The organism is Rehaibacterium terrae, assembly GCF_014202935.1.
Lineage (GTDB): Bacteria > Pseudomonadota > Gammaproteobacteria > Xanthomonadales > Xanthomonadaceae > Rehaibacterium > Rehaibacterium terrae.
Genome location: NZ_JACHHX010000019.1, coordinates 1 through 13,031, shown reverse-complemented (window position 1 = coordinate 13,031; position 13,031 = coordinate 1). Strand labels below are relative to the sequence as shown.

Sequence of the window (13,031 nt, the reverse complement as noted above, 5' to 3'; positions counted from 1 at the left end):
CCCCGGCGCTGGCCGGCGCCATCGCGGCAGCGGGTGATCAGTGGGCAGGTGGCACCACGCCGGCGGAGCCAGCCGGCGGCGCCCGCTGCATCACCTTGTGCATGGGCCGCGCATGCGCCGGCGGGGAGCATCAGGACGCTGCGCCGAACACCCGCGCCCACAACGCCTCGACGCGTCGCTCGACCTCGGCGTCGGGCACGATCGGCCGGCTCCATGCGCGCGTGGTTTCGCCAGGCAGCTTGCGGGTGGCGTCGAGGCCGAGCTTGGAGCCGAGGTTGGGCACCGGCGAGGCGAAGTCGAGGTAGTCGATCGGCGTGTTCTCGACCAGCAGGCTGTCGCGCGCCGGGTCCACGCGGGTGGACACCGCCCAGATCACCTGCGCCCAGTCGCGCACGTCGATGTCCTCGTCGGTGACGATGACGAACTTGGTGTAGGTGAACTGGCGCAGGTACGACCAGATTCCCATCATCACCCGCCGCGCGTGGCCGGGGTACTGCTTGCGGATGCTGACCACGGCGATGCGGTACGAGCACGCTTCCGGCGGCAGGAAGAAGTCGACGATCTCGGGGAAGATGCGGCGCAGGATGGGCACGAACACGTCGTTGAGCGCCATCGCCAGCACCGAGGGCTCGTCGTGGGGGGCTCGGCCCATGTAGCTGCCGTGGTAGATGGCGTCCCGGCGCAGGCGCAGGCGCTCGACGGTGAACACCGGGAAGGTGCCCTGGGCGTTGTAGTAGCCGGTGTGGTCGCCGAACGGGCCTTCCAGCGCGGTGTCGCCGGGGTGGATGAAGCCTTCGAGCAGGATCTCGGCGCCGGCCGGCGCGTCCAGCCCGGTCAGTCCGCTGCGCCACACGCGGGTGCGCTCGCCACGCAGCAGGCCGGCGAATTCGTATTCGGAGAGCGTGTCCGGCACCGGCGCGACGGCGGCCAGCAGCGTGGCCGGGTCGGCGCCGATGGCGACCAGCACCGGGAAGGGTCGGTCCGGGTGCGCGGCGCACCAGTCGGCATGATCGAGCGCGCCGCCGCGATGCGGCAGCCAGCGCATGATCACGCGGTTGGGCGCGATCAGCTGCTGGCGGTAGATCGCCACGTTCTGCCGCTTCTGCCGGGTGCCGCGGGTGATCACCAGGCCGAAGGTGATCAGGCGGCCGGCATCTTCCGGCCAGCAGCGCTGGATCGGCAGCGTGGACAGGTCGATGTCCCCGCCTTCGAGCACGATCTCGGAAAACGCCGCCTCGCCGACGCGGCGCGGCGCGACATGGGCGAGCTGGGCCAGCTCCGGCCAGACCTCGAGCGCGTCGCGCAGGCTCGACGGCCAGCGCGGTTCCTTGATCGCGGCGAGCAGTTCGCCGAGCTCCTTCAGCGAGGCCAGCGGACGGCCGCCGAGCGCGGCTTCGATGCGGTCGCGGTGGCCGAACAGGTTGCCGAGCATCGGGTGCGTGGAGCCGACGATGCGCTCGAACAGCAGCGCCGGCCCGCCGGCGCGCAGGCTGCGCTGGCAGAAGGCGGTGCTTTCCAGGTCCGGATCGACCGGCTCGGCGACGCGCGCCAGCCGGCCGCTGGCCTCCAGGTGGCGCAGGAAGGCGCGCAGGTCGGGGAAGCCCATCACCGCTCAGGCCACGTCGCTATGGATGGCGCCCGCTGCCGGCCGGTCCGCGGTGAGCGCGCGCAGGCGGCGTTCGAGGTGCTCGAAGTAACGCTCGATGTAGCTGATGCCGTTCTCGCTGTCGATCAGGAACGGATTCATCAGCGTGTGGCGCAGGATCACCAGCCGGTCGGCGTCGTCGCGGTCCTCGTCGAGGCTGGCCGGGTCCAGATCCAGCTCGCCCAGCACGCGCAGTGTGTCTTCCGGCCCCAGTGCCTCCGGGCGCAGGGTGGTGATCGAACCGTAGAACTCGCGCTGCGGCCAATGCTCGCCCGGGTCGGCGCGCATCTCGGCGTACAGCCCGCGCACGAAGGCATTCATGGCCGCCACGTCGCGGTTGCCGGCCGGGTTGATGGCCAGGCACACCAGATTGCTGTCGGGCACGAAGGGCACGCGCAGCCGCACCCGGTCGGCCAGCGTTTCGGCCAGCCTCTGGGCGCGCTGATAGAACAGCTCGGCGGTGCGGATGGTCTGCTGAGGCAGACGGCCGAAGTGCCTGTGATCCAGCGGCAGCACGCGATGGGTGACATACACCGCCGCCGCCGCCGCGCCCGGCTTGGAGCCCTCCGGGATGTAGCGGCCGAGGTGGCGGTAGCGGGCGAAGTAGTCTTCCGGTTCGCCCGGATCGAACACGTAGTCGGCGTCCTCGGCCAGCAGCGTCGCGGCGCGCTGGTCGCGGCACAGGAAGGCGCCGGCGCCGTAGGGGATGTAGCCGAGCTTGTGTGGATCGACGGTGATCGAGTCGGCCTGGCCGAGCGCGGCGAAGGCCGCGTAAACCTCCGGGCTCGGGAAGAACTCGAATTGCGATCGCACGTCCTCGTGCGCGCGCAGCGTGCCGTCCGGCTCGCGGAACAGGGTGGCGAGGTAGCCGCCCCAGGCGGCGTCCACGTGCACCGAAAAGCCCAGCCCCTCGGCGGCGAAGCGCTCGCGCGCCGACACCAGCCCGTCGATCGGATCGAGCGTGCCGAACTCGGTGGTGCCGAGCACGCCCACCGCGAGCAGCACCGGCTGGCGCTCGATGGCGCAGCGCCGCAGCATGCCCTCCAGCGCCTCCACGTCCAGCCGCATGCCGCGCTCGGGGATGAGCTGCAGTTGCGCGCGGCCCAGGCCGAGCAGCTTCATGCCCTTGCTCCACGAGTAGTGCGCGGTGACCGGCGCCAGCACCACCGGCGCCTTGAGCTGCGGGTGCGCGGCGAGGAAGCCGGCCAGGCCCAGGTGCTCGATGCGCGCCTGTTCCAGCCGCTGCCGCCAGCGCCGGCGCGGTCCGGGCGGCAGCGCCGCCAGCCACTGTTGCCAGCGTTGCAGCAGTTCGATGGCATCGCCCGGACGCAGGTTGAAGGCGGCCCAGTCGTCGCCGGGCAGATCCAGCCCGGGCGGCATGATCGCGCGCAGCGCCACCGGGAAGGCCTTGAGCGCCAGCGCCAGCCGCAATGCCTGGTAGTTGGCGGTGGTGCCGCCGGAGGTGAGGTGGCCGAAGGCGCAATCCGGCCGCGCCGGATCGTCGACGTAACCGAGCATGCGCGCCAGTTGCAGCGCCGCGCGCAGCTCCAGGTCTACCGTCACCGGCGCGGCGTCGCCGCTGACGTTGTTGGGGTTGTAGGGCAGGGTGAGGATCTGCGCCGCCAACCCGGGGATCAGCAGGTCGGACACCATGTGGCCGATGTAACGCGGGCTGTGGAACGGCACCGAGCGCTTGAGCGCCGCCGACAGCGAATGCAGCTCGCGCCGCAGCCGCGCCTCGAACTCGCGGAACGCCGGCTGGTTGGCCGCGTCGGTGGGGATGGCCGGCGGATCCTCGGGATGGACGTTGCGGCGCCAGTACACGTGGTCGCGCAGGAACTCGACCACGAGTTTTTCCAGCAGCGCGTCGTTCTCGCCGTAGGGACCGAGGAAGCAGGGATGGAGTGCGGGATCGCTCACGAAAGCAGCCCTTGCAGGAATCCGAGGGGATGGTGGGCGCGCGCCACCGAGTACATGAAGCCGAACGCCGCCAGCGCCACGGCCAGGCACAGCGCGCGGCCGGCGCGCGTGCGCGCACGCTTGAGCGCCAGCACGCCGAGCACGATGTAGGCGACCAGCAGCAGGAGCTTGACGACCAGCCAGCCGGTGGCGAACGGGTTGAGCCGCAGCACCACCAGCAGCATCAGCGCGGCGGTGAGCAGCGCGGTGTCGATGGTGTAGCTGAGGTAGCGCACCGGCGCGGCCAGCGGCCAGCGCATCCCGGCCAGCGCCGCCGTGCCGCGCAGCGCGAACAGCCCGCCGCTGAGCAGCACCAGCCCGATGTGCGCGTGCTTGATCTGGAGGTAGTACTCGATCATTCGATGTCCCTGTCTCGTTCACTCTGCAGCAGCGGCTTCAGCCGCGACCACGAGAAGCGAGAAGCGAGAAACGAGTAAAGAGGAGTGAGAAACGAGGGAAAGCGTCGGTTCGCCGAAGCGCTGCTCTTCTCTCACTTCTCACTCCTCTTCACTCGTTCCTGCTCTGCCGCTTTCAGCCCGCCTTGCCGTCGGTGCGCGGGCTCAGGTAGATGCCCAGCGAGCGCAGCACCCACGGCGCGAACGCCAGCAGCCAGCCGGCCGCGGCCAGCGCCTGCCAGGCGCCGTAGTCGGGCAGGACCTCGCCCACGATCCGCATCAGCGCCAGTACCTGTACCGCTGCGAAGGCGAACCACGCCGTTGCCGGCATTTCCAGCGGCCGGCCCGAGTGGCCCTGGGTCACCCGCGTCACCATCGCCACCAGCAGGCTGCCGAAGAAGCCCACCGCCAGCGCGTGCACCGGCGCCCGGCCGAGCGCGAACTCGCCGCTCGCCAGAAACCACAGGCTTTGCGCCGAATACAGCAGCATCGCCAGCGGCAGCCAGGCGAAGCCGATGAACAGCACCCGCAGCAGCCCCGGCATCGGCGCGCGCGGCCACCAGCGCCACAGCAGCGTGGCGGCCAGCGCCGCCAGCGGCAGGTCGGCCAGCCACAGCCAGGCGTAGCCGTGCGCCAGCTCCAGCGCCAGATGCAGCAGCGCCAGCGCCCAGAACGCGCCGAGCATCCACATCGGCCTGAAGCTGCGGTAGCCCGGCAGCACGCAGCCGGCGAAGAACGGCAGCATCCGGTGGCAGACGGTGAAATAGATCGGCAGAAGCAGGCCGAGCATGCCGAGCTTGAACGACGCGAACACCCAGCGCGCCTCCGCGCCATGCAGCCAGCCGGCGAACAGCATCAGCCCGACCAGGCCAAGCCCCAGTGCCGCGAACGCGCTCAGCGCGTGCCAGGTGCGGCCGTTCTCGCGCCACAACACGCCGAACAGGAAGCACATCCCGGCGACCCAGCCGGCCAGCGTGAACACCACGCCCACATGCAGCAGGTGCGGATGGCCCCACAGCCCGGCCAGCGTCAGCAACTGGCCGCCGAACAGCCCCAACCCGACCGGCACGTAATGCCAGCGGGTCAGCGCCGGCAGCCCCATCCAGCGCGGGAACACGGTCAGCAGGAAGCCGAAGATGAACGGCGTGAGCACCTGGTAGGTCATCACGAAGGCGTGCCCCCAGCCGGCCGGAATGGGCGGCTGCGGCATCGGCAGCACCTGCCAGCGTGCCGCCGCCAGCCACAACGCCCACCAGCCCATCGCCAGCAGCACGTTGGCCGCGCCGACGAAGAACAGCAGCCGGTGCGGCGCGGCCGCCAGCAGGCGCGGGGAGAAGGGCAGGGAGTAGGCCATGGTGTTCATGGCGACAGTGTGGGCGCGGTCCGGTCGCTCGGCCTTGACCCAGGTCAGACCAGGCTGGGGAATGGGAATCGTTTCCACCCATGAAGCATGGATCCGGCTGCAGGCGGGACCGTCCTGTGGCAGCGGCCAGGGCCACCGCCACGCCTGATTGGGATTGGGCGGCGCACGGTGCTTTACCCGCCGCGGGGTGCGGCGGATGATGGCGTCCCTTTCCCCTCGCGAGGCGGAAGACGATGACGGATTTCGGGCTGTTGCTGGCGACGGCGGCGCAGGCGCTGGAGCGCGCCTATGCACCGTATTCGCAGCTGCGCGTCGGCGCGGCGGTGTTGACCGAGGCCGGTGGGGTGTATTCGGGCTGCAATGTGGAGAACGCGGCGTTTCCGATCGGCGGTTGTGCCGAGCATCACGCCATCGCGGCGGCGGTGCGTGCGGAGGGGCCGGGGATGCGGCTGCGCGCGGTGGCGATCAGCGCGCGCGACGTGCACGACGCGGCGGTGGCGATCCCGCCCTGCGGCGCGTGCCGGCAACTGATCCGCGAGTTCGGTAGCGAGGTCGAGGTGGCCTTTCTCGGCCGCGACGGCGAGGTGCTGCGGTTCGGGATCGAGGAACTGCTGCCGCAGTCGTTCGCGCTGGACGCGGTGCGCTGACGGCCGCGCGTCTTCAGCCGGACGGCGACCGCGTCGGCACGGCCGCGACGCCGGCCGTCGCCGGCCGCAGCGCGTCGAGGGCGAGCCGGATCATCCGGTCGAGGCCGCGCTGGCGCTGTTCGGGGCTCATCGCGCCGCCGTGGCGCAGGTGGTCGGCGACGGTGAGCAGGGTCGCGGCCTGCACGCCGTGCTCGGCGGCGACGCCGTAGAGGCCGGCGGCCTCCATCTCGATGCCGAGGATGCCCATGCGTTCGAGATGGTCGAGCAGGGCCGGTTCGTCGGCGTGGAAAAGATCGGTGGAGAAGATCGGCCCGACGTGCAGCGCGACGCCCCGCGCTTCGGCCGTGGCCGCGATGTCGCGCAGCAGCGGCCAACTGGCGGCGGCGGCGTGGTCCAGGCCGCGGAAGCGCAGGCGGTTGATGTTGGAGTCGGTGCTGGCGGCCAGGCCGAGCACGAGGTCGCCCAGGGCGACGTCGCCGCGCACCGCGCCGCAGGTGCCCACGCGCAGCAGGCGGCGCACGCCGAAGTGCGCGATCAGTTCGGTGGCGTAGATGCAGCACGAGGGGATGCCCATGCCGCTGCCCATCACCGAGATCGGCTGGCCGTTCCAGGTGCCGGTGTAGCCGAGCATGCCGCGCACGTCGGTGACCAGGGTGGCGTCTTCGAGGAAGCGCTCGGCGATGTGGCGGGCGCGCAGCGGGTCGCCCGGGAGCAGCACGGTGTCGGCGAAGTCGCCCGGCCGGGCGGCGATGTGCGGGGTGGTCACAGGAAGCAGTCTCCATGTGGCAGCGGCGGCAGGCCGAAGTGCCGCGCCAGGCTCTGGCCGATGTCGGCGAAGCTGTCGCGGCCGCCGATCGGGCCGGGCGCGAGGCCGGGGCCGAAGGCGAGGATGGGGATGTGTTCGCGGGTGTGGTCGCTGCCGGGCCAGGTGGGGTCGTTGCCGTGGTCGGCGGTCAGCACCAGCAGGTCGCCGGGGGCGAGCGCGTCGAGCAGCGGCGGCAGCATGGCGTCGAAGCGTTCCAGCGCATCGGCGTAGCCGGCCACGTCGCGGCGGTGGCCGTAGTCCTGGTCGAAGTCGACCAGGTTGGTGAACACCAGGCTCTGGTCCACGCAGGCGATGAAGGCCTCGCGGGTGGCCGCCATCAGCGCCGGCAGGCCATGCGCCTTGACCGCGCGGGTGATGCCGCGGCCGGCGAAGATGTCGGGGATCTTGCCGATGCCGACGACCTCGCCGCCCGCCTCGGCGAGCCGGTCGAGCAGGGTGGGTGCGGTGGGCGGCATGGCCCAGTCGCGGCGGTTCGGGGTGCGTTTGAAATCGTCGGCGTGGCTGCCGGTGAAGGGGCGGGCGATGACGCGCCCGATGCGGTAGTCGTCGGCGAGCCGGCGCGCCTGCCGGCACAGGCGGTACAGGCGTTCCAGCCCGAAGGCCTCCTCGTGCGCGGCGATCTGCAGCACCGAGTCGGCCGAGGTGTAGATGATCGGCCGGCCGCTGCGGATGTGCTCGTCACCGAGTCGGCGCAGGATCTCGGTGCCGGAGGCGTGACAGTTGCCGAGAAAGCCGGGCAGGCCGGCGGCGTCACCGAGCGCGTCGAGCAGGTCGTGCGGCATGCTGTGTTCGGGCTCGCGGAAGTAGCCCCACTCGAAATCCACCGGCAGGCCGGCCATCTCCCAGTGACCGGAGACGGTGTCCTTGCCGGTGGAGCGTTCGCGCGCGAAGCCCCAGCGCGCAAGCGGTTCGCCCTCGGGCACGAGGCCGGCACGCGCGCGGCCGGTGACGCGGGCCGCGGCATGCGCCAGCCCCAGCCGGCACAGGTTGGGAATCGTCAGCGCGCGGCCGCGCCCGCCTTCGGCGAGCGGACGTGCGCACCAGTCGGCGATGTGGCCGAGCGTGTCGGCGCCGGCGTCGCCGTAACGGTCGGCGTCGGGCAGGGCACCGATGCCGAGCGAGTCGAGCACGAGCAGGATGGCGCGAGTCATGCGGTGGCCGTTCGGGTCGGGGTCTCGGCCGTGGCCAGTCGGCCATGGATCAGCGGTGGCGCCTCGCCGTGGTCGGCGAGACGGAAGGCGGCGCGCAGTCGCTGCGCGGCCTGTGGCAGTGCGTCGGCATCGGCGGCATGCACCCAGGCCAGCGGCGCGTCGCGACCGACGCGGGTGCCGATGGCGGCGATCCGCGCCAGCCCGACGCGCGGGTCGATGCGCGCGCCGGCGCGGCTGCGGCCGCCGCCCAGCGCCACCACGGTCAGGCCGAGCGCGCGGGCATCGATGGCGGCGACCACGCCCTCCTGGAGCGGGAACACCGGCGCGATGCAGGGCGCGTCGGCGAGGTGGGCGTCCTCGCGTTCGAGCAGGTCGCGCGGGCCGCCGAGCAGGGCGACCATGCGGGCGAAGCGCTCGGCGGCGCGGCCGCTGGACAGCGCGTCGCGCAGCCGGCGTTCGGCATCGGCGCGGTCGCTGGCGAGCCGGCCCTGCAACAGCATCTCGACGCCGAGCGCGAGGGTGACGGCGAGCAGCCGCGGTTCGGCCCGTTCGCCGCGCAGGAGGCGCAGCACCAGTCGCAGTTCCAGCGCATTGCCGACCGCGGTCGCGAGCGGCTGGCTCATGTCGGTGAGCAGGGCGCTGGCCGGCAGGCCGGCGGCGCGGGCGACGGCGACCAGCCGGTCGGCGAGCGCGCGCGCCTGCGCCCGGTCGGGCAGGGTCGCGCCGCTGCCGGCTTTCACGTCCAGCACCAGGGCGTCAGGCGAGGCGGCGAGCTTCTTCGACAGGATCGAGGCGACGATCAGCGGCGTCGATTCGACCGTGGCGGTGACGTCGCGGATCGCATACAGGCGACGGTCGGCGGGCGCGAGGTCGGCGCTGGCACCGACGATGGCCACGCCGGCCTCGCGCACCACCCGGCACAGCCGCTCGTTCGACGGCGCGGTGTCGTAGCCGGGGATGGCTTCGAGCTTGTCCAGCGTGCCGCCGGTGTGGCCCAGCCCGCGCCCGGACAGCATCGGCACGTGGCCGCCGCAGGCCGCGACCAGCGGACCGAGCAGCAGGCTGGTGCAGTCGCCGACGCCGCCGGTGGAGTGCTTGTCGAGCACCGGCCCGTGCAGGCCGGCGTCGCGCCAGTCCAGGCGCGCGCCGCTGTCGCGCATCGCCAGGGTCAGCGCGAGGGTCTCGTCGTCGTCCATGCCGCGCAGGCACACCGCCATCGCGAAGGCGCCGACCTGGGCGTCGCACAGGCGGCCGTCGGCGATCCCGGCGACGAGGCTGCGGATCTCGGCCTCGCCCAGCGCGAGCCCATCGCGCTTGCGGCGCAGCAGCTCCTGCGGCAGCGGCATGGCCATGGCGGCGTCAGTAGGTGACGGTCGTCGATGTCCGGGTGCCGCCGAGCGTGCCCAGCACATCGCCGAGCAGGGCGCTGGCGCCGAGCCGGAAGCGCGCCGGCGTGGCCCACTCGGGGCCGAGGATGGCGTCCGCGAGCGCGAAATACTGCGCGGCCTCGTCGAGCGTGCGGATACCGCCGGCGGCCTTGAAGCCGCAGCGGCCGCCGCTGTCACGGATCGTTTCCAGCATGATCCGCGCGGCGGACGGCGTGGCGTTGACCGGCACCTTGCCGGTGGAGGTCTTGATGAAGTCGGCGCCGCCGGCGATCGCCAGCCCGCTGGCGCGCGCGATCAGGCCATCGTCGTCCAGCTCGCCGGTTTCCAGGATGACCTTCAGCGTGCGTTCGCCGCAGGCGTCGCGGCAGGCGCGCACGAAGCGCGCCGCGGCGGCATGGTGGCCGGCGCGGAACGATCGCCAGGGCAGCACCGCGTCGATCTCGTCGGCGCCGGCGCCGAGCGCACGGCGGATCTCGCGCACCGCGCGGCCGCTGTCGTCGGCACCGTCGGGGAAGTTCACCACCGTGGCGACGCGCACGCCGGTCAGGCCATGCCGCGCCAGTGCGGCGCGCGCGGTGGCGACGAATTCCGGATACACGCAGACGGCGGCGGGACGACCCCAGGGCGTGTCGGCGGAAGCGCAGAGCGCCTCGATGCGCTCCGGGGTGTCGCTGTCGTCGAGGCGGGTCAGGTCCAGCGCGGCGAGGGCGCGCCGGGCGAGGGCGGTGCGGTCGGTCATGGCAGGCATGAGGGATGGGACACCACCATCATCGGCGCGCTGACGCGGGCGCGTACTGATCCGGATCAAGTGCCGGCCGGACGAAAAGAACGGGGCGGCCGGAGCCGCCCCAAGCGAAGCAAACACCCAGGGGGACGATCAGTGTTCGGCCGGCAGCGCGTCCTTGACCGGCAGCGGCGCCTTGCGCGGGGCCACCCACAGCCGCAGCACGAACCAGCCCAGCGCGACCGCGCCGACGCTGAAGATGACATCGCCCGGCACGCGCAGCCACACCAGCAGCTGGATGATCGGCTGCTGCATCAGATGCTCGGAGCGGGCGTACCAGTAGCCGTGCTCGATGGCGGCGACGAGCTGGATGATGCCCATCGGCAGCAGGGTCATCAGGGCCATGCCGATCAGGCCGATGTTCAGTGCCCAGAACGCGGTCTTCAGCGCGCCCTCGTTCCATTGCACGTGCGGCTTCATGCCGCGCAGGCAGAACAGCATCAGGCCGATGCCGAGGAAGCCATACACGCCGAACAGCGCCGTGTGCCCGTGCAGCGGGGTGAGGTTGAGACCCTGCATGAAGTACAGCGGCAGCGGCGGATTGATCAGGAAGCCGAACAGACCGGCGCCGACCAGGTTCCAGAACGCGACCGCCACGAAGAACAGGATCGGCCACTTGTAGCGCTCCATCCACGGCGTGGCGCGGCTGAGCTTGAAGGTGTGATAGGCCTCGAAGCCGATGAAGGCCAGCGGCACCACTTCCAGCGCCGAGAAGCTGGCGCCGAGCGCGATCACCGCCGTCGGCGTGCCGGTGAAATACAGATGGTGCAGGGTGCCGAGCACGCCGCCGGCCATGAACACGATGGTGGCGAACAGCACCGCGGCGGTGGCGGTGCCGGCCCGCACCAGTCCGAGCTTGGCGAACAGGAAGGCGATCACCGCGGTGGCGAAGACCTCGAAGAAGCCCTCCACCCACAGGTGCACCACCCACCAGCGCCAGTACTCGACCATCGACAGGTGGGTGTGCTCGCCGTACATCAGGCCGGCGCCGTAGAACAGGCCGATGCAGACCGTGGAGAGGAACAGCAGCAGGGTGATCGACTTGTGCTCGCCGCCCCGGCGGATCGCCGGCACCAGGGTGCGGCCCACCAGGAACAGCCACAGGCCGAGCCCGATGAACAGGAACCACTGCCAGAAGCGGCCGATGTCGACGTACTCCCAGCCCTGGTGGCCGAACCAGAAGTTGTGCTCCAGGCCGAGCTTCTGCATCACCGCGAACCATTGGCCGGCGAAGGCGCCGACCACGATGATCAGCAGGCAGACGAACAGCACGTTCACGCCCAGGCGCTGGAACTTCGGTTCGTGGCCGGAGATCGCCGGGCCGATGTACAGGCCCATGCCCAGCCAGGCGGTGGCGATCCACAGGATGGCCAGCTGGGTGTGCCAGCTGCGGGTCAGCGAGTAGGGCAGGATCTCGGACAGGGCGATGCCGTAGAAGTCGTGGCCCTCGACCTGGTAGTGCGCGGTCAGTGCGCCGAGCAGGATCTGGGTCAGGAACAGCGCGATCACCACCCAGAAGTATTTCTGCGTGGCCTTCATCGAAGGCGTGACCACGATCGCCGCCAGCGGATCGCTCGCCGGCAGCTTGTCGGGATGCTCCTCGCGCTGGGTGGCGTAGTACCAGCCGAGCAGGCCGACGCCGGCGAGCAGGAACAGCACGCTGAACACCGTCCACAGCAGCAGGTGCGGCGGCGGCGTGTTGCCGACCAGCGGCTCGTGCGGCCAGTTGGCCGTGTAGGTGATGGTCTTGCCGGGGCGTTCGGTGACCGCCGCCCAGGCACTCCACCAGATGAAGGCGGTGAGCGCCTGTGCGCGCTCGGGGTCGGCGACGGTGCCGTTCTTCATCGCGTAGGCACGGCGCAGATCGACGAAGTCGGGGTCGTTGCCGAACAGCCGCACGTAATGGTCGGCGACCGTGGCGATGGCTTGTGCGCGCTGGGGATCGATCACCACCACGTCGCGCTCGGCGTCGTAGGTGTTGGCGCGGATCAGCGGTTGCAGGCGGGCCTGCTCGGCGGCCTGCAGGGCTGGCTCCAGCTCGCTCCAGCGCTGGCCGGACACGGCCTGCGTGCGCAGGTCGAGCCAGGCCTCGGCCTCGCGGTGCAGCCAGTCGGCGGTCCAGTCGGGGGCGACGTAGCTGCCGTGGCCCCAGATCGAGCCGAGCTGGTGGCCGCCGATGCTCTGCCAGACCTGGCGGCCGCGCTCGATGTCGGCGCGGGTGAAGACGGTTTCGCCTTCGCTGGTGATCACCGCCGAGGGCAATGGCGGCATCTGCCGGTGGATCTCGTTGCCGACCCAGAGCAGGACGGCGAAGGACGCGGCCAGCAGTACCGCCAGGCCCGTCCACAGCTTGCGTGTTGCACTCATGGCGACGGTTCTCCCGATGGGAATCGACACGAATGCTCGACCTGCCAGGAAGGGGCTTCCCTGACGCAGGTCAAGGCGCGTCGGGCGTCGGGGGGGCGATGGCGGCCGGTTGACGCAGGTCAAGCCAGATGCAGGAACCGCCGCCGGACTGTCGCGGGAACGACGTGGTCGTTTGCCGGGGCTGACGGTGTGAGCCGCGACCGGTGGCCTGTGTGGTTGTCCGTTCGCGGCTGAAGCTGCGCCTTGCAGCGTGTGGTTTGATCGCGAACTGGCCGGCGCGTTGCGCCGGGTGTTCCGTGCGCTTGCGGGTTTCTCGCGAACTGGCCGGCCTTTCAGGCCGGATGTTCCGTCCGCCTGCCGGCGGCCGGGTTACTTTTCTTTGCTTGCCCGACGCGGCTTCGGACGGTGCCCCGCGAGCACACATCCCTGTGGCGCCCGCCGGCCAGCACATCCATGTGCTGGCGCTCGCCGGGGCGAAGCCGTGCTTCGCCTGATCCGGCTCGCCC

At 71.5% G+C, this 13,031-nt stretch carries 10 protein-coding genes; 1 reads left to right on the top strand and 9 read right to left on the bottom strand.

Annotated features, from left to right (window positions below; all coding sequences use genetic code 11):
- Positions 1 to 130: 130 nt before the first annotated feature.
- The 4 genes from HNQ58_RS11505 to HNQ58_RS11490 all read right to left on the bottom strand — a co-directional run bounded on the left by HNQ58_RS11505 (position 131) and on the right by HNQ58_RS11490 (position 5,362).
- Complete coding sequence (locus HNQ58_RS11505; RefSeq protein WP_183949072.1) at positions 131 to 1,606, bottom strand: UbiD family decarboxylase; 1,476 nt, start codon at positions 1,604 to 1,606, stop codon at positions 131 to 133.
- A 6-nt stretch (positions 1,607 to 1,612) separates the two neighbouring features.
- Positions 1,613 to 3,565: a pyridoxal phosphate-dependent decarboxylase family protein gene (locus HNQ58_RS11500; RefSeq protein WP_343057301.1), complete on the bottom strand. Its 1,953-nt coding sequence runs from the start codon at positions 3,563 to 3,565 to the stop codon at positions 1,613 to 1,615.
- Positions 3,562 to 3,963, bottom strand: coding sequence for a SirB2 family protein (locus tag HNQ58_RS11495; RefSeq protein WP_183949071.1), 402 nt, complete (start codon positions 3,961 to 3,963; stop codon positions 3,562 to 3,564). The genes HNQ58_RS11500 and HNQ58_RS11495 overlap by 4 nt, the downstream gene beginning before the upstream one ends.
- Positions 3,964 to 4,135: 172 nt before the next feature.
- Entirely contained in the window at positions 4,136 to 5,362 is a 1,227-nt protein-coding gene (locus HNQ58_RS11490) for an NnrS family protein (protein WP_246417322.1), read from the bottom strand.
- Positions 5,363 to 5,595: 233 nt separating this feature from the next.
- On the opposite strand from HNQ58_RS11490, the gene cdd reads away from it, so the two are divergent.
- Positions 5,596 to 6,009: a cytidine deaminase gene (cdd, locus tag HNQ58_RS11485; RefSeq protein ID WP_183949070.1), complete on the top strand. Its 414-nt coding sequence runs from the start codon at positions 5,596 to 5,598 to the stop codon at positions 6,007 to 6,009.
- A 13-nt stretch (positions 6,010 to 6,022) separates the two neighbouring features.
- Here cdd and deoD read toward each other — a convergent pair whose 3' ends face one another.
- From deoD to HNQ58_RS11460, 5 genes are all read right to left on the bottom strand, one after another.
- On the bottom strand, positions 6,023 to 6,775 hold the full coding sequence (deoD, locus tag HNQ58_RS11480; RefSeq protein WP_183949069.1) for a purine-nucleoside phosphorylase: 753 nt from the start codon (positions 6,773 to 6,775) through the stop codon (positions 6,023 to 6,025).
- Entirely contained in the window at positions 6,772 to 7,986 is a 1,215-nt protein-coding gene (locus tag HNQ58_RS11475; protein WP_183949068.1) for a phosphopentomutase, read from the bottom strand. Before HNQ58_RS11475 ends, deoD begins: the two co-directional genes overlap by 4 nt.
- Positions 7,983 to 9,338, bottom strand: coding sequence for a thymidine phosphorylase (gene deoA / locus HNQ58_RS11470; protein ID WP_183949067.1), 1,356 nt, complete (start codon positions 9,336 to 9,338; stop codon positions 7,983 to 7,985). The genes HNQ58_RS11475 and deoA overlap by 4 nt, the downstream gene beginning before the upstream one ends.
- A 7-nt stretch (positions 9,339 to 9,345) precedes the next feature.
- Positions 9,346 to 10,113 (bottom strand): deoxyribose-phosphate aldolase, encoded by a 768-nt coding sequence (gene deoC / locus HNQ58_RS11465; RefSeq protein ID WP_183949066.1) that lies wholly within the window; start codon positions 10,111 to 10,113, stop codon positions 9,346 to 9,348.
- A gap of 138 nt (positions 10,114 to 10,251) precedes the next feature.
- Complete coding sequence (locus HNQ58_RS11460; protein WP_183949065.1) at positions 10,252 to 12,525, bottom strand: nitric-oxide reductase large subunit; 2,274 nt, start codon at positions 12,523 to 12,525, stop codon at positions 10,252 to 10,254.
- Positions 12,526 to 13,031 lie beyond the last annotated feature (506 nt).

What these genes read in the sequence shown, in the direction of transcription:
- HNQ58_RS11490 (WP_246417322.1), bottom strand. Translation starts at nt 5,362, where the DNA reads ATGAACACCATGGCCTACTCCCTGCCCTTCTCCCCGCGCCTGCTGGCG.
- HNQ58_RS11460 (WP_183949065.1), bottom strand. Translation starts at nt 12,525, where the DNA reads ATGAGTGCAACACGCAAGCTGTGGACGGGCCTGGCGGTACTGCTGGCC.
- HNQ58_RS11495 (WP_183949071.1), bottom strand. Translation starts at nt 3,963, where the DNA reads ATGATCGAGTACTACCTCCAGATCAAGCACGCGCACATCGGGCTGGTG.
- deoA (WP_183949067.1), bottom strand. Translation starts at nt 9,338, where the DNA reads ATGGCCATGCCGCTGCCGCAGGAGCTGCTGCGCCGCAAGCGCGATGGG.
- cdd (WP_183949070.1), top strand. Translation starts at nt 5,596, where the DNA reads ATGACGGATTTCGGGCTGTTGCTGGCGACGGCGGCGCAGGCGCTGGAG.
- HNQ58_RS11475 (WP_183949068.1), bottom strand. Translation starts at nt 7,986, where the DNA reads ATGACTCGCGCCATCCTGCTCGTGCTCGACTCGCTCGGCATCGGTGCC.
- HNQ58_RS11505 (WP_183949072.1), bottom strand. Translation starts at nt 1,606, where the DNA reads ATGGGCTTCCCCGACCTGCGCGCCTTCCTGCGCCACCTGGAGGCCAGC.
- deoC (WP_183949066.1), bottom strand. Translation starts at nt 10,113, where the DNA reads ATGACCGACCGCACCGCCCTCGCCCGGCGCGCCCTCGCCGCGCTGGAC.